Annotated in this window: 18 protein-coding genes; 4 read left to right on the plus strand and 14 right to left on the minus strand. The window is 74.8% G+C overall.

Annotation, left to right across the window (positions count from 1 at the left end; genetic code table 11):
* Nucleotides 1-1,284: an acetyl-CoA C-acetyltransferase gene (locus M3673_RS09260; RefSeq protein WP_228942092.1), complete on the minus strand. Its 1,284-nt coding sequence runs from the start codon at nucleotides 1,282-1,284 to the stop codon at nucleotides 1-3.
* A gap of 135 nt (nucleotides 1,285-1,419) precedes the next feature.
* Between M3673_RS09260 and M3673_RS09265 the strand changes: the two genes are divergently transcribed.
* On the plus strand, nucleotides 1,420-2,754 hold the full coding sequence (locus M3673_RS09265; protein ID WP_251533139.1) for a 3-oxoacyl-ACP reductase: 1,335 nt from the start codon (nucleotides 1,420-1,422) through the stop codon (nucleotides 2,752-2,754).
* Between the two features lies 1 nt (nucleotide 2,755).
* On the plus strand, nucleotides 2,756-3,652 hold the full coding sequence (locus M3673_RS09270) for a MaoC/PaaZ C-terminal domain-containing protein (protein ID WP_251533141.1): 897 nt from the start codon (nucleotides 2,756-2,758) through the stop codon (nucleotides 3,650-3,652).
* A 100-nt stretch (nucleotides 3,653-3,752) separates the two neighbouring features.
* Here M3673_RS09270 and M3673_RS09275 read toward each other — a convergent pair whose 3' ends face one another.
* The gene (locus M3673_RS09275) at nucleotides 3,753-5,153 is read right to left on the minus strand and encodes an MFS transporter (RefSeq protein WP_251533143.1); all 1,401 of its coding nucleotides are present in this window, start codon (nucleotides 5,151-5,153) and stop codon (nucleotides 3,753-3,755) included.
* 96 nt (nucleotides 5,154-5,249) lie between these two features.
* On the opposite strand from M3673_RS09275, the gene M3673_RS09280 reads away from it, so the two are divergent.
* Nucleotides 5,250-5,738 (plus strand): helix-turn-helix domain-containing protein, encoded by a 489-nt coding sequence (locus M3673_RS09280; RefSeq protein ID WP_251533144.1) that lies wholly within the window; start codon nucleotides 5,250-5,252, stop codon nucleotides 5,736-5,738.
* An 88-nt stretch (nucleotides 5,739-5,826) separates the two neighbouring features.
* Here the strand turns inward: M3673_RS09280 and M3673_RS19220 are convergent, their stop codons facing one another.
* The 9 genes from M3673_RS19220 to M3673_RS09325 form a co-directional block, all read right to left on the minus strand.
* Nucleotides 5,827-7,017: a M23 family metallopeptidase gene (locus M3673_RS19220; RefSeq protein WP_308196124.1), complete on the minus strand. Its 1,191-nt coding sequence runs from the start codon at nucleotides 7,015-7,017 to the stop codon at nucleotides 5,827-5,829.
* Nucleotides 7,018-7,287: 270 nt separating this feature from the next.
* Entirely contained in the window at nucleotides 7,288-8,163 is an 876-nt protein-coding gene (locus tag M3673_RS09290; protein WP_228942097.1) for an acyl-CoA thioesterase II, read from the minus strand.
* Nucleotides 8,160-9,014, minus strand: a complete 855-nt coding sequence (locus tag M3673_RS09295; protein ID WP_251533146.1) for an acyl-CoA thioesterase II — start codon at nucleotides 9,012-9,014, stop codon at nucleotides 8,160-8,162. Before M3673_RS09295 ends, M3673_RS09290 begins: the two co-directional genes overlap by 4 nt.
* A 2-nt stretch (nucleotides 9,015-9,016) precedes the next feature.
* A complete protein-coding gene (locus M3673_RS09300; RefSeq protein ID WP_251533148.1) occupies nucleotides 9,017-10,018 on the minus strand; it encodes a PAC2 family protein in 1,002 nt (333 codons plus the stop codon).
* 190 nt (nucleotides 10,019-10,208) lie between these two features.
* Complete coding sequence (locus M3673_RS09305; protein WP_251533150.1) at nucleotides 10,209-11,165, minus strand: homocysteine S-methyltransferase family protein; 957 nt, start codon at nucleotides 11,163-11,165, stop codon at nucleotides 10,209-10,211.
* Between the two features lie 98 nt (nucleotides 11,166-11,263).
* Nucleotides 11,264-12,760, minus strand: coding sequence for an amino acid permease (locus M3673_RS09310; RefSeq protein WP_056904288.1), 1,497 nt, complete (start codon nucleotides 12,758-12,760; stop codon nucleotides 11,264-11,266).
* A 139-nt stretch (nucleotides 12,761-12,899) separates the two neighbouring features.
* On the minus strand, nucleotides 12,900-14,846 hold the full coding sequence (dxs, locus tag M3673_RS09315) for a 1-deoxy-D-xylulose-5-phosphate synthase (RefSeq protein WP_193660957.1): 1,947 nt from the start codon (nucleotides 14,844-14,846) through the stop codon (nucleotides 12,900-12,902).
* An 18-nt stretch (nucleotides 14,847-14,864) separates the two neighbouring features.
* Nucleotides 14,865-15,821 carry an SMP-30/gluconolactonase/LRE family protein gene (locus M3673_RS09320; RefSeq protein WP_251533152.1) on the minus strand — a complete coding sequence of 319 codons (957 nt, stop codon included), beginning with the start codon at nucleotides 15,819-15,821 and terminating at the stop codon, nucleotides 14,865-14,867.
* On the minus strand, nucleotides 15,818-16,270 hold the full coding sequence (locus M3673_RS09325) for an NUDIX domain-containing protein (RefSeq protein WP_193660958.1): 453 nt from the start codon (nucleotides 16,268-16,270) through the stop codon (nucleotides 15,818-15,820). Before M3673_RS09325 ends, M3673_RS09320 begins: the two co-directional genes overlap by 4 nt.
* 48 nt (nucleotides 16,271-16,318) lie before the next feature.
* Here M3673_RS09325 and M3673_RS09330 point away from each other — a divergent pair, with 48 nt between their 5' ends.
* Nucleotides 16,319-17,359, plus strand: a complete 1,041-nt coding sequence (locus tag M3673_RS09330) for a glycosyl hydrolase family 18 protein (protein WP_193660959.1) — start codon at nucleotides 16,319-16,321, stop codon at nucleotides 17,357-17,359.
* Nucleotides 17,360-17,435: 76 nt separating this feature from the next.
* Here M3673_RS09330 and M3673_RS09335 read toward each other — a convergent pair whose 3' ends face one another.
* The 3 genes from M3673_RS09335 to M3673_RS09345 are packed head-to-tail and all read right to left on the minus strand — an operon-like array spanning nucleotide 17,436 to nucleotide 22,044.
* Entirely contained in the window at nucleotides 17,436-18,215 is a 780-nt protein-coding gene (locus M3673_RS09335) for an isocitrate lyase/phosphoenolpyruvate mutase family protein (RefSeq protein ID WP_193660960.1), read from the minus strand.
* Between the two features lie 59 nt (nucleotides 18,216-18,274).
* A complete protein-coding gene (locus M3673_RS09340) occupies nucleotides 18,275-21,256 on the minus strand; it encodes a bifunctional [glutamine synthetase] adenylyltransferase/[glutamine synthetase]-adenylyl-L-tyrosine phosphorylase (protein WP_251533154.1) in 2,982 nt (993 codons plus the stop codon).
* Nucleotides 21,253-22,044 carry a type 1 glutamine amidotransferase gene (locus tag M3673_RS09345; protein ID WP_251533156.1) on the minus strand — a complete coding sequence of 264 codons (792 nt, stop codon included), beginning with the start codon at nucleotides 22,042-22,044 and terminating at the stop codon, nucleotides 21,253-21,255. Before M3673_RS09345 ends, M3673_RS09340 begins: the two co-directional genes overlap by 4 nt.
* Nucleotides 22,045-22,083 lie beyond the last annotated feature (39 nt).

Here is a 22,083-nt window from a genome sequence, read left to right on the forward strand (position 1 = left end):
TCAGGGGCGCTCGAGGATCGCGGTGACGCCCTGACCGCCGGCAGCGCAGACCGAGATGACTCCCCGACCGCTGCCCTTCTCCGCGAGCAGCTTGGCGAGGACGTTGACGATCCGTCCGCCGGTGGCGGCGAACGGGTGCCCCGCGGCGAGCGAGGACCCGTTGACGTTGAGCTTGGAGCGGTCGATCGAGCCGAGCGGGGCGTCGAGACCCAGGCGCTCCTTGCAGAAGACCGGGTCCTCCCAGGCCTTGAGGGTCGAGAGCACCTGCGAGGCGAACGCCTCGTGGATCTCGTAGAAGTCGAAGTCCTGCAGGCTCAGGCCCTCGCGCTGCAGCATGCGCGCCATCGCGTAGGCGGGGGCCATCAACAGACCCTCGCCGCCGTGCACGTAGTCGACCGCGGCGGTCTCGTAGGCCGTGAGGTAGGCCAGCACGGGCAGGCCCTTCTCCTCGGCCCACTCCTCCGAGGCGAGCAGCACCACCGAGGCGCCGTCGGTGAGCGGGGTGGAGTTGCCTGCGGTCATCGTCGCGGCCTCGCCCTTGCCGAAGACCGGCTTGAGCTTGGCCAGCTTCTCCACCGAGGAGTCGGGGCGCAGGTTCTGGTCGCGCTCGAGCCCGCGGAAGGGGGTGATCTGGTCGTCGAGGAAGCCGGCCTCGTAGGCCTTGGCGAGGTTCTGGTGGGAGGTCGCGGCGAGGGCGTCCTGCTCCTCACGACCCACCTGCCACTCCAGCGCGGTGAGCGCGGCGTGGTCACCCATGGCCAGCCCGGTGCGGGGTTCGCCGTTCTGGGGGATGCTCGGCACGAGGTCGCCGGGACGCACCTTGGCCAGGGCCGCGAGGCGACCCTTGAGGTCCTTGGCCCGGTTGGCCTCGAGGAGGATCTTGCGCAGTCCCTCCCCCACGGCGATCGGCGCGTCGGAGGTGGTGTCGGAGCCACCGGCGATACCGACCTCGATCTGGCCCAGGGCGATCTTGTTCGCGACCTGGATCGCCGCCTGGAGACCGGTGCCGCAGGCCTGCTGGATGTCGGTGGCGGGGGTCTCGGGTGAGAGCTTGGAGCCCAGCACCGCCTCGCGGGTGAGGTTGAAGTCGCGGCTGTGCTTGAGCACCGCTCCGGCCACGACCTCGCCGAGGCGCTCGCCCTCGAGGCCGAAGCGGGTCACAAGGCCGTCGATGGCGGCGGTGAGCATGTCCTGGTTCGACGCGTCGGAGTAGACCGTGTTGGACCGGGCGAAGGGGATGCGGTTGCCGCCGATGACGGCGACGCGACGAGTGGTGGGTTGCATAGGGTCATCCTTGCGTCGACAGGCCTCGCAGTGAAGCCTGTGAGGGGCACGTCACGATGTGTGGACGCTGAGTTACACATCGGGTTGCATGACCGTGCCCCACGATCTCCCACCACCACACGGAGGACCACCCGCATGAGCGACAAGTACCAGAGCTTCTCGCAGTCCCCGCTCGGAAAGCTGCTGGTCAAGAACCTCGGCCTCCCCGCCCCCATGAAGCTCGAGCGGTACGCCGAGGGCGCTCCGCTCGTCGACGGCGTCGTCGCCGTCGGGGGACGCGGCCGCCTCGCCGAGTCGCTCGGCGGCATCCTCTCCCAGCTCGGCGTGGAGAGCACCGACGCCCCGGCCGAGGGATCCCGGCTCAAGGGCCTGGTCTTCGACGCCACCGGCCTCACGTCCTCCGACCAGCTCGTCGCCCTGCGCGACTTCTTCACCCCGCTCATGCGCAGCCTCGCGACCTGCCCGCGCGTCGTCGTGCTCGGCACCCCGCCGGAGCTCCTCGAGGGGGGCGAGCGCGTCGCGCAGCGCGCCCTGGAGGGCTTCACCCGCAGCCTGGGCAAGGAGATCGGTCGCGGCGGCACGGTGCAGCTGGTCTACGTCGCCGAGGGCGCCGAGGCGTCGGTCGCCAGCACGCTGGGCTTCCTGCTCTCCCCGAAGTCGGCCTACGTGTCGGGCCAGGTCGTGCGCATCGGCGCCACCGGCTCGACCGACGCGCCCGCGGTCACCGACTGGACCCGTCCGCTCGCCGGCAAGGTGGCCCTCGTGACCGGCGCCAGCCGCGGGATCGGCGAGCAGATCGCGCGGGTCCTGCACCGCGACGGCGCCACCGTCGTGGGCGTCGACGTGCCCCAGGCCGCCGACGGCCTGGTGAAGCTCATGAACGAGCTCGACGGGGACTGGCTGACCCTCGACATCACCGCGAAGGACGCCCCGCAGCGGATCGCCCAGCACCTCAAGGACAAGCACGGCGGCGTCGACGTCGTGGTCCACAACGCCGGCATCACCCGCGACAAGAAGCTCGCCAACATGTCGGAGGACCGCTGGGAGTCGGTCATCGCCGTCAACCTCACCGCCCCGGAGCGCATCAGCCGCGAGCTGCTCGACCAGGGCGTCGTCAACGCCCACGGCTCGATCGTCGGCGTGGCGAGCATCGCGGGCATCGCGGGCAACGTCGGCCAGACCAACTACGCCGCCTCCAAGGCCGGTGTCATCGGCCTCGTCGATTCCCTCAAGGGCGAGCTCACCGACGGCATCACCGTCAACGCCGTGGCGCCGGGCTTCATCATCACGCAGATGACCGCGGCGGTGCCGTTCGCGACCCGCGAGGTCGGTCAGCGCCTCAACGCGATGTCGCAGGGCGGTCTGCCCGTCGACGTCGCCGAGACCGTGGCCTGGTACGCCGACCCCGCGTCGAGCGCCGTCAACGGCAACGTGGTCCGCGTGTGCGGCCAGATGATGCTGGGGGCCTGACGTGGCCGGCACCGGGGCGCCCCAGTCCCCCCGCCTGGTCACCCCCGGCTCCGGGGCGGTGCCCACGCTGCTCAGGGCCGCCCTCCCGTCGATCCCCGTCGTCGGCTCCCTGCCCGGCGTGAGGAAGGGGCCGGCGTCGTCCTTCTCCGGCCTCACCTTCACCCGGCCGCCGGTGACCGTCGAGCGGGCCCACGTCGAGGCCTACGCCGAGGTCTGCGGCTTCCCGAGCAAGGACACCGCGCCGCTGACCTACCCCCACATGCTCGCCTTCGCGCTGCACATGGCGATCATGACCGAGCCGTCGTTCCCCGCACCCGCCATCGGCACGGTGCACCTGGAGAACGCGGTGACCGGCCACCGGCCGGTCGCGGTGGGCGAGAGCCTGGCCGTGACGACCAGCGTCGGAGCCCCCCGCCCCCATGCCAAGGGCACGGTCTACGAGTTCGTGGCCGAGGCACGGGTGGGCGAGGAGCTGGTCTGGGAGAGCACCTCGACCTACCTGCGCCGCGGACGCGGCGACGCCGACGCACCGGGCGGGTCCTCCTTCCCCGACACCTCGCCCAACGGCACCGTCTGGCGCCTGCCCGGCGACCTGGGCCGCAGCTACGCCGCCGTCTCGGGCGACCACAACCCGATCCACCTCTACCCGTGGACGGCCAAGGCCCTGGGCTTCCCGCGTCAGATCGCCCACGGCATGTGGAGCCTGGCGCGCTGCGTGGCCGCGATCGAGAACCGGCTGCCCGACGCGGTGCGCGTCGACGCGGCCTTCAAGAAGCCGATCCTGCTACCGGGCTCGGTCGAGCTCGGCACCCGTGTGCTCGACGACGGCATCGCGTTCGCGCTGACCAACCCGCGGTCCGGCGCCCCGCACGTGGTGGGACGCAGCACCGCGCTCTGAGCCCGCCCGCCAGCCCCGGTCACCAGCCCCGGTCACCAGGCCCGGTCGCGGCGGCCGATCGCGTCCTCGCGCCCTCCTCGACCCGGCGAGGAGGGCGCGCTCACGTCCGGGGCCGACCCAGGACGGCGATGGCGGCGGCACCGATCACGGTGAGCGAGGCCGACACGACGACGGCGACGTTCCAGCCCGCCACCAGCGCGGCCGGTGCCGTGTCGCCCGACCCGGCGTGCGCCGCGAGGGTCACGGTGAGGGTGATGCCACAGGCGGCGCCGAGGTAGCGGGCGGTGTTGTTGGCGCCCGAGCCCATGGCGGCGCGCGCCGGCGGCACGCTGGCGACCGCCTCGCGTCCGAGCAGCGCGTTGAGCACCCCGGTGCCCAGCCCGGAGACCACCATGGCGAGCGCGACCCGGGTCACCGCGGAGCCCTCGTCGAGCCCGAAGCCGATCATCTGCCCACCGGCCACGACGAGCAGCACCACCGCCACGGGCCTGCCGCCCTCGAGCGGGTGGCGCACGAGGCGCACCAGCAGCGAGGCCACCACGCTCGCCGCGGCCCAGGCCACGACGAGCAGGCTGCCGACCCACAGGCTCTCCCCCAGCCCGGCCTGCGCCAGTGTCGGCACGTACGACGAGATGCCGATCATCCCGAGGCCGAGCACCAGCGATCCCCCGGTCGCCGCCCGGAACCGCGGGTGCGCCAGCAGCGCGGGCTCCACCAGCGGCTCGCGCACGCGGCGCTCGACGACGACCATGGCCGCCAGCGCGAGGACCCCACCGACGACGAGGCCGACCACCGGGCCGTCGACGCCGTCACGCCCCTCCGTCAGCGCCGCGACCAGGCACGACATGCCGAGCACCAGCAGGGCGAGCCCGGGCAGGTCGACGCGCCGCGCCGCGGGCGTGGAGACGGGGAGCGCCCGCACCGAGGGCAGCAGCAGCAGCGCGGCCAGCGCTGCGGTGACGACGTACGTCTCGCGCCATCCCGACCCGAGGTCGAGTGCGGCGGCGAGGAGGGCGCCGGTGGCGATGCCCAGCCCGACGCTGGCGCCCCACACCGACGTCGCATGGGCCCGTGCGGGCCCCGGGGCGTGGGTGTGGGCGAGCAGGGCCAGCCCGCAGGCCAGCACGGCGGCGCCGCCCACGCCCTGCACGACGCGGGCCCCGATCAGCAGGAGCGGCTCCTGGGCCAGGCCGCACACGAGGGCACCGGCACCGACCGCCACCAGGCCGGCGAGGTAGACCCGGCGTCGACCGAGGGCGTCGCCGAGCACGCCGGTGGCGAGGAGGGCTCCGGCCAGGCCGACGCTCATCGAGCTCAGCACCCACGCCTGCGCGGCGGGACCGGCACCCAGGTCGGCGGCCGCAGCAGGCAGCGTGGCCATCGGGGTGACGTAGGTGACCAGGACCAGGGCCGTGCCCAGCGCGACGACGGGCAGTGCCCGCGCCCCGGCCTCCCGGCCCGTGAGGACGTGACCGGAGGACGGTTTGACATTCAAACTCACACCGCAGGACAGTACACAGGTGAGGACCTCCTGGACACCCCGTCGCGCGCCCCGGCGCGCCCGGCCGGCCGTCGCCGAGGGCAGGGACCGGGACCGGTGAACGAGTCTCCGATCTCCGCACCGGTCCCCCCGTCGGCCGCGACCTTCGACTCGACCCCCGACTCGACCCCCGACTCGACCCACGTCGCGCTCGACTCGCTGCCGGGGCGGCCTTGCCCGGCGGCGGCGGCGCTCGAGGTGGTCGGCGAGCGGTGGTCGCTGCTGGTCGTGCGCGAGCTGGCGATGGGCAGCGGGCGCTTCACCGACATCGTGCGGGGCACCGGGGCTCCCCGCGACCGGGTGGCCGCGCGCCTGCGCTCGCTCGAGGCGTCCGGCGTCGTACGCCGCACCTCCGACACGGCGGGCGACCCAGCGGGCGACCCAGCGGGCAACACGACGAGTGCGCGGGGCGGCTACGCGCTCACCCCCGCCGGACGCGACCTGCTGCCGGTGCTGGACGCGCTCCTCGCGTGGGGGCGGACCCACGCGGTCGCCCCCGACGACCCCCGACGCAGGAGTGACTACCCCCGCCTCGCCGCCGACTGACAGTCCCGCCACCGACAGCATCCCGACCGACGGCACCCCGGCCGGCCCGACCCTGGTCCAGGCCCGGCCTGGCGCGCCGGGCCAGCCCTCAGCGCGCCCGGCCGAACCTCAGGTCCTGCACCGTGGCCCGAGCGGCCGTGGGCGAGGTCGCCCGACGCTCGGAGAAGGTCGCGGTGGCGGGGTCCCAGACGCCGACGTCGGTGCGCAGGTTGCCGTCCCAGTCGCCCACCACGGGCAGGTCGCCGGGCTCGCCGAAGACCACGTCGGCGGTCCAGGCCAGCCCGTCGTCGTCGACGCGGCGCAGCGTGAAGGTCGCAGTGGCCTGGTCGTAGACGCCGAGGTCGGTGGTGCCGTTGCCGTCCCAGTCGCCGGTGACCGGGACGTCGTCGGCGTCGCCCAGGACGGCGGTCGACACCGTGCCGTCGGCGGCCCGCATCCGGAACTGCGCGGTCTTGGCGCGCCACACGCCGACCTCCCACAGGCCGTCGCCGTCCCAGTCGCCGGCGACGGGCTCGTCGGTGGCGTTGCCGAGCACGACTGTGGTGAGCCCGGCCCCGGTCTTCAGCGTGAAGGTCTTGGTCGACGGCGTGCGCACGCCCGGGTTGGTGAGCCCGTCGCCGTCCCAGTCACCGACCACGGGGTCGTCGGTCGACGTGCCCAGCCGCACGACGCGGGGCTTGGCACGTGGGCGCTGGATCCGGAACTCCGAGGTGTCCGCGCGCCGGTAGACCGCCAGCTCCGCGGGTGCGTCGCCGGCGAAGTTGCCGGCCAGCGGCACGTCCACGCAGTTCTGCGAGTCGACCGTGCTGCCGTAGACGAAGGGAGCGCCGTGGAACCACGCCTCGATCACCGAGCGGTCCTGGCGCTCCTCGAAGTGCAGGTGGGGGCCGGTGGAGTTGCCCGTCGAGCCCAGGGTGCCGATCTGGGCGCCCTGGTCGACGCTCTGACCGGTCACGACGACGACGTCGTTGAGGTGGGCGTAGAGGGTGCTCTCACCGCCGCCGTGGTCGATGACGACGTAGTGGCCGTAGCCGGAGGTGCCGGTGGGCGCCGCCGTGGTGACGACGCCTGGTGCGGCGGCGACGACCGGGTCGTCGACGTCGTCGGTGCGGTTCCAGTCGATCGCTCGCGAGCTGGGGCTGTGGCTGGACCGTGTCGTGCCGGTCCAGGTCTGGCCGCACGGGAACGGCACCTCGTACGCCGTGTCCGGCGCCGCACCCGCGGGCGCGGCGAGCACGAGGGTGGGGCACACCAGGGCCAGGCCGGTGGCGCCCAGCACGACGCGGGTGGACCGGGGGCGGCCACGGACGGCACGGGGCTCGGACGGGAGGGGGGACCAGGGGGGCATGGTGAGGACGTCCTCGGGGTGGGCGCGGAGGACGTCGCGACCGCCGGACACGACGAGGCACGTCGCTGTGCCTCGCGATCATCAGCCCCAGGAGTCGTCAACCGTCACACGAGTAGACACACGAAACCACGGCCTCGGCGTGTCTGTCACGAACTACAGCGCTGTAATGGTAAGGCCCTCTGGACCAGCGCCGTGCACGGGTCAGCCGCGGGGCGGCCGGATCAGGCCCTCCTGGGCCACCGTGGCGACGAGGAGGCCGTCCCGGGTGAAGACCCTGCCGATGGCCAGACCCCGCGCGCCGTGGGCCGACGGCGACCACTGGTCGTAGAGCCACCACTCGTCGGCCCGGAAGGGCCGGTGGAACCACACCGTGTGGTCCAGCGAGGCCATCTGCACCCCCGCCGGACGGTCGTGGGCGGCCAGCGTGGCGCCCAACAGGCTCATGTCGCTGGCCCAGGTGAACGCGGCCAGGTGGAGGTGCGGGTCGTCGGGCAGCGCCGCCGCCATCCGGAACCACAGCTGGGCGCGAGCAGGGTGGAGCGGGTCGTCGGCCAGTCCGTGGCCGGAGGTGCCGATCGAGCGGGCCTCGACCGCACCCCACTCGCGGGCCAGCTTGGGTCCCTCGCCGTCGCCGCGCGAGGCCATCTGCGAGAGCAGGTCGACACCCTGCTCGGGTGCCGGGACCTCGGGCATCGCGTCCTGGTGGTCGAAGCCCTCCTCGGCGCGGTGGAAGTTGGCGGTGAGGTAGTAGATGGGGCGCCCGTGCTGGCGGGCGGCCACGCGGCGGGTCAGGAAGGAGCGGCCGTCGCGGATGCGCTCGACGTCGAAGACGATCGGCACGTGCGGGTCGCCCGGCAGCAGGAAGTAGGAGTGCAACGAGTGCACCTCGAAGCCCTCCGGCACGGTGTGGATGCCCGCGATGAGCGCCTGCGCGGCGACCTGGCCGCCGAAGACCCGCGGGCGACCGTAGTCGACGGTGGCGCCGCGGTAGAGGTCGTCGTCGAGCCGCTCCAGGTCGAGCAGGCCCAGCAGGTGGGCGACCGCGGCCTCCGGGTCGGGGACGAGCCCGCTGGTCATGTCGTCTCCTTCTCCACCGGGCGCAGGAGCGCCTCCTGGGCCACCGACGCCACGAGCGTGCCGTCGGGGATGAACACCTGGGCGTTGACCAGTCCTCGTCCGCCCTGGGCGGCCGGCGAGACCTGGTCGTAGAGCCACCACTGGTCGGCGCGGAAGGGCCGGTGGAACCACACGGCGTGGTCGAGGGAGGCCACGAGCGTGCCGCGCGAGCCCAGCCGCAGGCCGTGGGGGCTGAGCGCGGCGCCCATCAGGCTCATGTCGGAGAGGTAGGTGAAGGCCGCGACGTGCAGGAAGGGGTCCTCCGGCAGCTGCTCGCGCACCCGCAGCCACAGCCGCTGGCGGCCCGGGTGCTCGGGGTCGGGGGGCAGCAGGTCGTGGGAGCTGCCGACGTAGCGCAGGTCGGCCACCTCGAACTCCTCCCAGGAGCGGTCGCCCTCGCGCAGCATCGTGGTGGGGTCGAGGCACTCCTGCGGCGGCGGCGCGTCGGGCATCCGCGACTGGTGCTCGCGGCCGGGCTCGGGGCGGTGGAAGTCGGCGGTCAGGGCGAAGATCGGCCGGCCGTGCTGGCGCGCCAGCACGCGGCGGGTGGCGAAGGAGCGACCGTCGCGCAGCGGCTCGGCGTCGTAGATGATCGGCGTCGTGGTGTCGCCGGGCTGCAGGAAGTAGGAGTGCAGCGAGTGCACGGCGTAGGCCGGGTCGACGGTGCGCTGGGCGGCCACGAGGGCCTGCGCGGCGACCTGGCCCCCGAAGACCCGCGGCAGCCTCGACTCCTGGACCGCGCCGCGGAAGAGGTTGTCGTCGATGGTCTCGAGGTCGAGGAGCGCCACCAGCTCCCGGGCGTCGCGCGGCACGCTCAGTCCCGCCCGGTGGTGTCGGGCCCCGCCACGTCGGGGCCCTGGTCGTCGGGCTCCTCCAGACCGGCCAGGAACTGCTCGAACTGCTGGCCGATCTCCTCACCCGTCGGCAGCGGCTCGTCGGGGGCCAGCAGATTGCCGCCCGACTCCTCGGCGCGCTCGAAGGCGTCGTACTGCCGCTCGAGGGCCTGCACGACGTCGTCGACCTCGGCGTTGTCGGCGAGGTAGGCGGTGATCTCCTCCTCGCGCTGCTCGGCCTCCGCGTGCAGCACCGACAGGTCGAGGGTGAGGCGTCCGGCCAGCTCGACCTGCTCGAGCAGGGCGGCCGAGGCGCGGGGGTAGTCGAGCTGGGCGAGGTAGTGCGGGATGTGGGCCACGAAGCCCTGCGCGGGGTGGCCCCACTCCCCCAGCCTGACCTCCAGCAGCGCCTGGGCGCTGCTGGGCACGCGCAGCTCGCCGCGCCACGGGCTGGTGGCGCCGAGGAGCAGCTCGGGGTCGTTGGCGTGGTGCGTCAGCGCCACGGGCCGGGTGTGGGGCACGGCCATCGGCACCGAGCCCATCGACACGACCCGGGTCACCCCGAAGCGCTCGACGACCTCGCGCACGGCGCGGGCGAAAGCCTCCCACCGGTTGTCGGGCTCGGGTCCCTGGAGCAGCAGGTACGGCGTCCCGCCGCTGTCGCGCAGCAGCCGCACCACGAGGCGCGGGGCGTCGTAGGAGGCGTAGTGGTCGCGCACGAAGGAGATCGCGGGGCGGCGGGCGCGGTAGTCGTGGAACTGGTCCACGTCGAAGGTCGCGACCACCCGGCTCGACGAGGGGACGGCCGGGGGGCCGAGGAGGCCGTCCTCCTCGAGGTCCACGAGGTGGCGCGCGGCGCGGGCGGCGGCGTTGCCGGCGTCGAGGAAGCCGTCGAGCACGAGCACCATGGTCAGGTGCTCGGGCGAGCCGTCGAGCTCGGGCACGTCGTCGACGATGTGCACCAGGCGGGGTTCGGCAGGCACGGCGTCCTCTCGGCACGGTCTGCGACGGGCGCAGAGGCGGAGGCCCGCCGGGCAGGCGGGCCGGGTGTCGGTGGCCCGAGCACCGTAGCGGACCACGGTATTCCCCCCGTCGACCGCTCGTCGTGGCCGCCCGTGCCGCGGACCGCGGGCGGGTGACCCCACCCACAGCGGGCTCGGCCGTCGGGCCGGCTCAGCGCGCCCCCAGCAGGGCGCGACCCGGCGGGCCGGCCCACAGCGCGGCGACGTGGGAGACGTCGGTGCCGCAGCAGCCGCCGAGCACCCGCAGCGCCGGGAGCCGCTGCCGGAGGTGCTCGGTGCGGTCCACGAGCAGGTCGAGGTCTCCCTCGTCGAGGGTCTCGGCGGCGTCGAGCTCGGCGTGGCTCAGCGTCGAGGCGTTCGGGCGCAGCCCGATGACCCGCTGGCGCCAGCCGCCGCCGTCGTCGCCGCCGTCGAGGGCCCGCGCCACGTGGTCGGGGTGGGCGCAGTTGACGAGGTAGCCGTCGGCGGGCGCCTCGCGCTCCAGGCGGCGCACCGCGTCGGCCAGGGCGGTGCCGTCGGGCAGGGTGCCGTCGGTCTCGACGGTGAACGACACCGCCACCGGCACACCGACCGAGCGCGCGGCGCGCACCACGCCGACCGCCTCGGCGGCCCCGGTCAGGGTGTACGCCGTCACCGCGTCGACGCCGGCCCCCGCCAGGGCGGCCACCTGCGGCAGGTGGCGGCTGGCCGCGTCGTCGGGATCGAGCCGCTCACCGGCGACGTAGCCGTCGCCCAGCGGCCCGATCGTGCCGACGACCCGCACGGCGAGCAGGTCGGTCAGTCGCCCACGCAGGGCCTGCACCAGGTCCACGGCCCGGTGGTTGAGGCCCGCCGCGGCGTGCACGTCGTGGCCGAGCGACGCGGCCCACTCGGCGCCGGCGCGCCACGTGGGGGTCTCGAGCAGCAGCCCGGCCCCGACCCGGCGGGCCACGTCGGCGTACCCGAGGTAGTAGTGCTCGAGGAGCTCGCGTCCGCGCTCGTCGTCGACCAGCGGGAAGGCCGCGAAGCCGGGCAGGTCGACGCCGTGGTGGAAGATCAGGTCGGTCTCGAGCCCACCGTCGGTGACCCAGGCGGCGGCCGCGTCCCACGGTGGTGGTGTGCCGCTCACGGCTGGTCCTCCGTCCCGGGACGTCCGGGCGTCCCGGTGGACGTCCTACCCGCCGGGCCCGGGCCCGGGCCAGGGCCGGAGGTCCTCCCCCGGCGGCCTCAGTCGCGCGCCGCGGCGCCGGCCTCGGCGCGGCCGAGCTTGGCGTGGCTGCGGCCGTAGACGAAGTAGAGGGCGAAGCCGAGCGCCATCCAGACCAGGAAGCGCAGCCAGGTCTCCGCGCTCAGGTTGAGCATCAGGTAGAAGCAGATCAGGGCCGAGAGCACCGGCAGCACCGGCGAGAGCGGCACCCGGAAGGAGCGCTCGAGGTCGGGGCGGCTGCGACGCAGCACCGGCACGGCCAGCGAGACCAGGAGGAAGGCGGTCAGCGTGCCGATGTTGACCATCTCCTCCAGCTTGCCGATCGGTGTGAGGGAGGCGACCAGGGCCACCACGACGACGATGCCGATGGTGATGGTGAGCGGGGTGCCGGTGCGGCGGTCGACGCGGGCGAGCTTGACCGGCAGCAGGCCGTCGCGGGCCATCGCGAAGAAGACGCGCACGGCCCCGATCATCAGCGTCATGACCACGGTGGTCAGACCGGCCACGGCGCCGGCCGAGATGAGCGTGCCGATGCCGTCTTGGCCGCGGTCGATGAAGGCCCGGGCGAGCGCGGCCTCGGGGTCGATGTCGCGGTAGTTGACCATGCCCACGATGACCAGGGCGACGGCGATGTAGAGCACCGTGCAGATCGCCAGCGAGCCGAGGATGCCGCGGGGCAGGTCGCGCTGCGGGTTGCGGGCCTCCTCGGCGGTGGTGGCGACGACGTCGAAGCCGATGTAGGCGAAGAAGACGACCGAGGCCGCCGACACCACGCCCAGGACGCCGTAGACCTGCGGTTCGATGCCGAAGAGCAGCTGCACGAGCGGGGCGGTCAGCCAGGTGCCACCGGTCTCGGCCGTGCCGGCGGCGTCGGGCACGAAGGGGGTGTAGTTGCTGCCGTCGATGTAGAACAGGCCGGCCACGATGACGAAGAGCACCACGAAGAGCTTGACCGCGACGAGCACCAGGTTGACGCGCAGGCTCTCCTTGATGCCGAAGGCGATGAGGGCGCCGAGCACGGCCACCAGCAGGAAGGCGGCGAGGTTGAACGTGGCGTCGGGGCCGAGCGAGGCGGGCCAGGTGACGCCCAGCTGGTCGAGGAGCGTGACGAAGTAGGTGCTCCAGCCCTGGGCCACCACGCTCGCTCCGAGCATCAGCTCCAGGAGCAGGTCCCAGCCGATGATCCACGCCACCAGCTCGCCGAGCGTGGCGTAGGAGAACGTGTAGGCCGACCCCGACATCGGCAGCGTCGAGGCGAACTCCGCGTAGCAGAGCGCGGCCAGCGCGCAGCAGATCGCGGCGATGCCGAAGGAGAACACCACCCCGGGCCCGGCGTAGTCGGCGGCGACCCGGCCGGTGAGGGTGAAGATCCCGGCGCCGATCACGACGCCGACGCCGAAGACCGTGAGGTCGAGGGCGGTGAGGTTCTTCTTCAGCGCGAACTCGGGGTCGTCCCCCGAGGCCAGCGACTGCTCGATCGACTTGGTGCGCAGGAGACCGGTGCGTGTGCGACTCACCCGGAGACCGTAGAGCACCACCCGCGCTCGTCGCGAGCGTCCCCCGGGCGGGTCGCGCGGTGGATCGGCGACCACCACCGCCGCCACCGGGCGGTCCCTACCCCCCCCGGGGGAGGGTCGGACCGCTGCTCGCCACCGCCTACCGCGAGCCCTCGGCGCTGCGCTCGACCGGCTCGACGGGCGCGACCGGCTCGACGGGCTCCGCAGCGGCCGCGGGGCCGTCGAGGGCGGAGATGCGCTCCACGATCCCCAGCGCCAGGGTCTGCGGGGTCAGGCCGATGCGCTCGAGGATCACCCCGCGCTTGGCGTGGTCGAGGAACTCCTGGGGCACGCCGTGCAGCTGCACGGGGGTGGTCACACCGGCCTCGTTCAGGGTCTGCAGCAGCACGGCGCCACAGCCGCCGACCACGCCGTTGTCCTCGATGCTGACCACGAGACGGTGCTCGCGGGCCAGGTCGACGATCGCGGGGTCGACGGGCTTGACCCAGCGGGGGTCGACGACGGTGACGCCGATGCCCTGGGCGGTGAGCCGCTCGGCCACCTGCACCGCGGTCGTCGCCATCGAGCCCACGCCGACGATGAGCACGTCGCGGGCACCGGAGCGCACGAGCACGTCGGCGCCCCCCGCCCGGTCGACGGCCGCGACGTCCTCGGGCGGCGGACCCTTGGGGAAGCGCACCACCGTGGGGGCGTCGTCGACCTCCACGGCCTCGTTGAGCAGCTCGCGCAGCCGGGTCGCGTCACGGGGCGCGGCCAGCCGCAGCCCCGGCACCAGCTGGAGCATCGACATGTCCCACATGCCGTTGTGGCTGGCGCCGTCGTCGCCGGTGACCCCGGAGCGGTCGAGCACGAAGGTGACGCCGCAGCGGTGCAGCGCGACGTCCATCAGCACCTGGTCGAAGGCGCGGTTGAGGAAGGTGGCGTAGACGGCGAAGACCGGGTGCAGGCCGCCCATCGCCAGGCCGGCGGCCGAGGTGGCGGCGTGCTGCTCGGCGATGCCGACGTCGAAGGTGCGCTCGGGGAAGCGGGCCTGGAAGTGGTGGAGGCCCACGGGGTGCATCATCGCCGCGGTGATGCCGACGACGTCCTTGCGGCGCTGGCCGATGTGGACGATCTCGTCGGCGAAGACGTCGGTCCAGATGCGGCCCTTGGGGTTCTCCTCGCCGGTGTCGACGTCGAAGGGCCCCGGGGAGTGGAACTGGTCGGCCTCGTGGCGCTCCGCGGCGTCGTAGCCGAAGCCCTTGCGGGTGAGCGCGTGCACGATGACCGGGCCGCCGAAGCGCTTGGCCTGGGCCAGCGCGTGCTCCATGGCCGCGCGGTCGTGGCCGTCGACGGGGCCGACGTACTTCAGGCCGAGGTCCTCGAAGAGGCCCTGGGGGGCGAGGGCGTCCTTGAGGCCCTTCTTCACCGCGTGGAGGGCGTCGTAGGCCGCGCCGCCGACCGCCGGCACGGAGTTGAGCCGCTTCTTGACCTGGTCGAGCAGCTGCTCGTAGCGCGGGTTGGTGCGCAGCGAGGTCAGCGCGGTGGCCAGGCCGCCGATCGTGGGGGTGTACGAGCGGCCGTTGTCGTTGACCACGATGACCAGCCGGCTGTCCTGGGCGACGGCGATGTTGTTGAGCGCCTCCCAGGCCATGCCGCCGGTGAGCGCGCCGTCGCCGATGACCGCGACGACGTGGCGGTCCTCGCCCCGGATGGCGTAGGCCTTGGCCAGCCCGTCGGCGTAGGACAGCGCGGTGGAGGCGTGGGAGTTCTCGACGATGTCGTGGGGCGACTCGGCCTGGCTGGGGTAGCCCGAGAGGCGACCTTCCTGGCGCAGGCCGTCGAAGTCCCCGGCGCGGCCGGTGAGCAGCTTGTGCACGTAGGACTGGTGGCCGGTGTCGAGCACGACGCGGTCGTGGGGGCTGTCGAAGACCCGGTGCACGGCCAGGGTCAGCTCCACCACGCCGAGGTTGGGGCCGAGGTGGCCCCCGGTGCGCGCGCACGTCGCGACGAGCACGTCACGGATCTCGGAGGCCAGGGCGTCGAGCTCGTCGTCGGCCAGGTCGCGCAGGTCGCGGGGTCCGGTGATCTGCTCGAGGAGTCCCATGGGCCCGAGTTTACGACCTCACAGGTCGACCACCGCGATCGCCGACTCGTGCAGGCTCCCCAGCCACACCCGGCCCTCGTGCTCCCGCACGCCGGTCACCATGTGGTAGCCGCCCGCGTCGCCGTCGACGTCGTGCACGAGCCGGCCCGCGTCGTCGTAGGCCTGCACCCGCAGCGTGCGGGCCGGCTGGGGCTGGAGCGGGGCGGGCAGCCGGGTGGCGGCGCGCTGCAGCCAGGTCGGGCCCTGCTGGAGCCGGGTGACGACGGGGTCGGTGGGGCTGGCGATCGTGACCCAGACCAGCCCGTCGCTGCCGCGGGCGATGTTGTCGGGGTAGCCCGGCAGGTCGGTGGCCAGGTGGTCGCGGCTGCCGGCACGCGGACCGGTCAGCCACAGCCGCACCACGGTGCGCGCGGCGGTCTCGGCGACCGCGACGTAGGACCCGTCGGCGGCGAGCGCCACGCCGTTGGCGAAGGCCAGCCCGTCGAGGGCCACTGTGACCGAGCCGTCGGGGGCGAGGCGCAGCAGCCGCCCGGTGCGGGTGTCCTGCACGAGGTCGTCCTTCCACCGCTCGATGCCGAAGCGGGTGGAGGAGTCGCTGAGCCAGACGGTGCCGTCGTCGCCGATCGCGGCGTTGTTGCAGAAGACCATGCGCCGTCCGCCGACCTCGGCCAGCAGCGGCTCGACGGTGCCGGTGGCGGGGTCGACCCGCAGCAGGCCGCGGTGGGCGTCGCAGACCAGCAGCCGGCCGTCGGGGTCGATCTCGAGGCCGAGGGGCCGGCCGCCGGTGCGGGCCACGCGCTCGAGGTGGGAGCCGTCGTGGGAGACCCGCCACAGCGCGCCGTCGGCGGTGCCGGTGTAGACCGCGCCCTCGTGCCGGCCGCCGGTCGCCACCACGACGTCCTCGGCGCCCGGCCCGGGCACGGCGTGCACCCGGGGCACGGGCGCGCCGGCGCGCCCGCCGCGGGCGGCGCTCACGACCACACCCCCGCGCCGAGCTCGCGGTAGAGCGCGGAGTCGAGCAGCTCGGGCACGGCGATGCTCGCGCTCCCCCCGAGGTCGAGGCTCCGGGCCTGCTCGGGCTCGACGAACACGATCCGGCGCCCCTCCCCCAGCACGACGTCGTCGTCGGTGAGGTCGGTGGCGGCCACGAAGACCGCGACCGGGTCGGTGGTGCCGTAGGCCGCGTGGTGCACCTGCAGCTCCCGCAGCAGGCGCAGCTCCTCGGGCGCCACCACGATGCCGGTCTCCTCGGCCAGCTCGCGCGCCGCGCCCTCGGCCCAGCCCTCGCCGGGCTCGAGGTGGCCCCCGCACAGGCCCCACTTCTCGGGGTCGATGCGCGGGTGCTCGTCGCGCTCCTGGAGCAGCAGCCACCCCCGCCGGTCGACCAGCACCACGCACCCGAACCGCTTCGCGTCCTCGCTCACCCCGCCAACCTAGACCGCGCGGGGACCGGCTCGTGGGAGCCTGGGGCGGTGCACCGACCCGTCGCCCGCGCCACACCCGTCCTGACCGCGCTCCTCGCGCTCCTGCTCCCGCTGACCCTCACGGCGCCGGCCCCCGCGGCGGAGCCCCCGGCCCCCGCCGCGGACGACCCCGGCCTGGTGGTCACGGGGTACGCCGTGGGCAGCGCCTCGGACCGTCTCGTCGCACGCAACGCCGCGGGCCTGGACACCCTCACCGTGGCCGGTGTCGGCCTCCACGCCGACGGCGACGGGGTGGGGCGTCCGACCGCGGACATGACCCGGCTCCTGCGCACCGCTCACGCCGAGGGCCTGCGCGCGGAGCTGGTGCTCAGCAACTACAGCAACCGCCTCGGCGGTTTCGACACCCGCGCCGTGGGCCGTCTGCTCCTCGAGCCGGCGCACGTGCGCCACGTGGCGCGGATCGTCGCGCGCGTCGTGGCCGACCAGGGCTGGGACGGCGTCAACGTCGACCTCGAGTCGATGCGCCGTCGCCACGGCCGGGGGCTGGTCTCGCTGCTGGAGGCGCTGCGCGCCCGCCTGCCGCAGTCCGCGGCGCTGTCGGTCGACGTCTCCGCGCGCACGTCACAGGAGGGCTACCTCGAGGGCGGCTACCGCCTCGGGGAGGTCGCCGACGTCGTCGACCTCGTGCAGCTGATGACCTACGACCAGCACGGACCCACCTGGTCGGGGCCGGGGCCGGTCGGCGGACTGGACTGGCAGCGCCGCAGCGTGACCGCGGCGCTCGAGCAGGTGCCCGCCGCGATGCTCGACCTGGGCGTCGCCGGCTACGGCTACACCTGGCCGCGGCGCGGCACCGGCCACACCGTGCTGGTGCGACGGGCGCGCCAGCTGGTCGAGGCCGACGGCGCCACCGCGCGCTGGCGGGCCGCGGAGGGCGAGTGGACCGCGCGGCTCTCCGACGGCACCCGGCTCTGGTGGTCCGACGCCCGGTCCTACGCCGTGCGCCGCGACCTCGCCGCCGAGCTGGGCCTGCACGGCCTCGCCGTGTGGCGCGTCGGGTCCGCCGACACCCTGCCCGCGCCGGGCTGAGGCCGAGCGGGGCGCCCGCGGGCGCGACGCCCCCGAGGAGCAGGGCGCCGCGCCGGTCGGTCCGGCGGGCGCTCGGTCAGTTCAGCGGGCGCATCGACGACGGCACGCCGCCGCCGCGGTGGACCTCCTCGACCAGCTCCTGGAGCGCGGTGAGGGCGACCCGCTGCGACATCGGGCCGTAGGAGACGCGCGCGACGCCGAGCTCCTCCAGGCGCGCCAGGGAGGGCGTGCCGGGCAGGCCGATGGTGGTGAGGCGCTGCGGACCGAAGGCCTCGACCAGGGTCGTCACCTGCTCCTCGGTGAGCGGGCCGGGCACGAAGACCAGCGGGGCGCCGGCGTCGAGGTAGGCCCGGCCGCGCTCGACGGCGTCGCGCAGGATCTCCTCGGGGTCGCGGTCGCCGCCGAGCACGAAGGCGTCGGTGCGGGCGTTGAGCACGAAGTCGGGCACGCCCTCGGCGCGGGCGGCCTCCATCACGGCGGCGACCTGCGCGGCCGCCTCGTCGACCGGGCGGAGCTGGTCCTCGAGATTGGCGCCCACCACGCCCACGCCGATCGCGCGGCGGACGGTGGCGGCGGCGTCGCCGTACCCTCCCTCGAGGTCGGCGGTGACGGGCAGGTCGGTGGTGGCGACGATGCGCCCGACCGCCTCCAGCATGAGGTCGAGCGGGATGTTCTCGCCGTCCTCGTAGCCCCACGAGGCCGCGATCGAGTGGCTCGCCGTGGCGAGCGCCTGCGTGCCGGGGGTGTCGGCGACGACGCGGGCGCTGATGGCGTCCCACACGTTGACGACCGTGAGCAGCGCGGGGTCACGGTGCAGCTGGAGGAGTCGGGTGGCCTTCTCGGGGGTGGTGGTCATGGTCCCGACGCTAGCCACCTCCCCGCCGCGCGTCCTCACCCGTCGGCGCTCCGCCGGGCTCACTCCCAGAAGACGCGGTCCACCACCGAGCGCGAGATCCGGGTCTGGCGCAGGTGGTCGTTGAGCATCTCCTCCGAGCCGCTCGGCGGGTAGCCCAGGATGCTCGCCACGGCGGCGCGCTCGCGGGGGTCGCGCGGCAGCTGGTCGCTGGGGCCGCCCCGCACCAGGGTGATGGCGTTGCGGATCCGGCTGACCCGGCGCCAGCCCTCGGTGAGCGCGTCGGCGTCGTCGGTGGAGACCAGCCCGGCGTCGCGCGCCGCGGCGAGCGCGGGCAGCGTGCGCGAGGTGCGCAGCCCGGGCACGGTGCCGGCCCAGCGCATCTGCAGCAGCTGCACGGTCCACTCGATGTCGGCCAGCCCACCGCGGCCGAGCTTGAGGTGGGTGGCGGGGTCGGCGCCGCGGGGCAGCCGCTCCTGGTCGACGCGGGCCTTGATCCGCCGCACCTCGACCACGTCGTCGTCGGAGAGGCCCTGCGCGGGGTAGCGCAGCGGGTCGACGAGCTCCTCGAAGCGCCGGCGCACGCCCTCGTCGCCGACCACCGCGTCGGCGCGCAGCAGCGCCTGGAACTCCCACACCGCCGACCACTTGGCGTAGTAGGCGGCGTAGGAGTCGAGGGTCCGCACCAGCGGGCCCTGCTTGCCCTCCGGGCGCAGGTCGGCGTCGACGACCAGGGCGGGGTCGTGGCCGGGGGCCGCCAGCAGCCGGCGCACCTCGTTGGCCACGGCCTGGGCGTAGGTCGAGGCGACATGGGGGTCGGCGCCGGGCTCGGGCTCGTGGACGAACATCACGTCGGCGTCGCTGCCGTAGGACAGCTCGAAGCCGCCGTAGCGCCCCATCGCCACGATCGCCAGCCGGGTGGGCGCCGCGTCGAGCCGGCGCTGGCGGCGTACGGCGGCGCCGGCGACCGCCAGCGTGGCCTCCAGGGTGGCGTCGGTGAGGCGGGAGAGCCCGGCCCCGACCTCGGTGACGTCGGTGAGTCCGAGCAGGTCGCCGGCGGCGATGCGGAAGAGCTCGCGGCGCCGGATGGCCCGCACGGCCCGCACGGCCTTGTCGGGGTCCTCGCGGCGGGCGGCTCCGGCGAGCATCTCCTCGCTGAGCGCCTCGGCGGCCAGGGGGGCCAGCGACTCCCCCAGCATCCGCACCCCCTGCGGCTCGCGCTCGAGCAGGGCGGTGGCGTAGCGCGACGTGGCGAGCACGTGGGCGAGTCGCTCGGCGACCTGGCCCTCGTCGCGCAGGGTCTGGAGGTACCACGGCGACCCGCCGAGGCTCTCGCTGATGCGACGGAAGCCGAAGAGCCCGGCGTCGGGGTCGGGGCCCTCGGCGAACCACTGCAGCATCACCGGGAGCAGCGTGCGCTGGATGTTGGCGGCGCGCGAGACCCCGCCCGTGAGCGCCTCGAGGTGGCGCAGCGCGGCCTCGGGGTCGAGGTAGCCCAGGGCGGCGAGGCGGGCGCGGGCGGCCTCCGGCGAGAGCCGGGCCTCCTCGCCCGGCAGCAGCGCCACGGCGCCGAGCAGCGGGCGGTAGAACAGCTTCTGGTGGAGCCGGCGCACCTCGCGGCGGTGGTGCTGCCACTCCTTGTCGAGGGCCGTCGCGGAGTCGCGCAGGTAGCCCATGCTGCGCCCGAGCCGGCGCATCGAGGCCTCGTCGGCCGGCACGACGTGCAGCCGGCGCAGCTGGTGCAGCTGCATCCGGTGCTCCAGGGTGCGCAGGAAGGCGTAGGCCTCGTGCAGGGCCTCACCGTCCTCGCGGCCGATGTAGCCGCCGCGGGTCAGCCGTGCCAGGGCGCTCAGGGTCGTGGGCGGTCGGATCGAGGGGTCGGCACGACCGTGCACCATCTGCAGCAGCTGCACCGCGAACTCCACGTCGCGCAGGCCCCCCGAGCCGAGCTTGAGCTGGCGCTCGGCCTCGCGGCTGGGGATGTGGTCGACGACGCGGCGGCGCATCGCCTGGGTCTCCTCCACGAAGCCCTCCCGCTCGACCGCGGTCCACACCAGCGGGCCCATCGTGTCGACGTAGGCGCGCCCGAGCGCGCGGTCGCCGGCCACCGGACGGGCCTTGAGCAGCGCCTGGAACTCCCAGGTCTTGGCCCAGCGCTGGTAGTAGCCCTCGTGGCTGGCCAGGGTGCGCACCAGCGGGCCCGACTTGCCCTCGGGGCGCAGGTTGGCGTCGACGGGCCAGATCTCGCCCTCGCCGGTGGGGTCGGAGCAGATGCGCATCAGGTGGGCGGCCAGCTGGGTCGCGGCGCGGTTGGCGGCGTTGTCGGAGGCGCCCTCGACGGCCTCGTAGACGAAGACCACGTCGACGTCGGAGACGTAGTTCAGCTCGTGGCCCCCGCACTTGCCCATCGCGATGACGGCGAGCCGGGCCAGGCCCGCGCCCTCCCCCACGCGCTGGCGGGCGACGGCGAGCGCGGCCTCCAGGGTGGCGGCGGCGAGGTCGGAGAGCTCGGCCGCGACGTCGTCGACGCCGAGGTGGTGGGAGAGGTCCCGCGCGGCCAGGCGCAGCAGCACCCGGCGGTACTCCACGCGCAGCGCGTCGACGGCCACCGGGTCGACCACCGTGGCGGTCGGCGTGGGGTCCACGGGGTCGGCGCCCACCACGCGCAGCATGTCCTCGCGCAGGGCGTACGCCGCGGGACGCGTGCACCCGATCGCGGGGTCGGTCAGCTCGGTCCAGTGCTCCGGGTGGCGCGCGAGGTGCTCGGCCAGGGCCGTGCTGGCGCCGAGCACGCTGAGCAGGCGCATCGCGGTGCCCTCGTCGTCGGCGATCTCGCGCAGCATCGCGGCAGGGTCGTCGAGGCCCTCGACGAGGCGCACCAGCCCGGCGAGGGCCTGGTCGGGGTCGGCCGTGCCGGCCACGATGGCCAGCAGCGGCTCGGCGGCCTCCCCCAGCGCGGCGAGCCCCTCGCGGGCGGCCTGCGGGTCGAGGAAGCCCAGCCGGGAGAGGTTCTGCGGGGCGGGTGCCGCCGGCGGGCCGCTCACCGCTGTCGCGCCGCCTCGCGGTCGCCCGCCGCGACGTCGGCGAAGGCCTGCGCGAGCGGGCGCCAGGCCGCGTCGAGCTCGGCCCGCGCGGCGTCGACCTCGGCGATCACCGCGGCCTGGTCGACCCCGCGGGCGGCGTGGCGCTCGGCATCACCGACGGCCCACGCGCGCACCACCGCGGCGTCCACCTCGGGGTGCAGCTGCACCCCCCAGGCGCCGGGGGCGTGGCGCACGACCTGTGCCTCCCCCGCCGGCGTCTGGGCGAGCACCACCGCGCCGGGCGGCAGCTCCACGACGAGGTCGTCGTTCCAGTGCACCCCGCGCTGCGCCCCGGGGGCCACCGCGCCGACCAGGGCGTCGTCGGCCGCGGCGGCGGTCCAGCCGGTCTCGACCAGGCCGACCTGCTGGCCGCGGGGGTTGCGGTCCACGCGTCCGCCGAGCGCCCGGCCCACCAGCTGGTGGCCCAGGCACACCCCGAGCACGGGCGTCTCGGCGCGGGTCGCCGTACGGACCAGCTGCTTGGTGGGGGTCAGCCACGGGTGGTCGGCGTCGTCGTCGGCACCCATCGACCCCCCGAGCACCAGCAGCGCGTCGTGCGCGGCGAGGTCGGCGGGCAGCGCGTCGCCGCGGTAGGGGTGGCGCACGTCGAGCTCGACGCCGGCCTCCTCCAGCCAGCGACCGACCAGGGCCGGCGGGCAGTCCTCCTGGTGCTGCACCACGAGCACCCGGGGCCGGCGGCGCGCGCCGGCGGGAGCTGTGTCGGGAGCGGGGTCGGCTGCGCGGGACATCGGGAGTCCTCTCCGTCGGTCGGGTGGTGCGGGTGGTGC

Source organism: Nocardioides sp. P86, from assembly GCF_023712465.1.
Classification (GTDB): domain Bacteria; phylum Actinomycetota; class Actinomycetes; order Propionibacteriales; family Nocardioidaceae; genus Nocardioides; species Nocardioides kribbensis.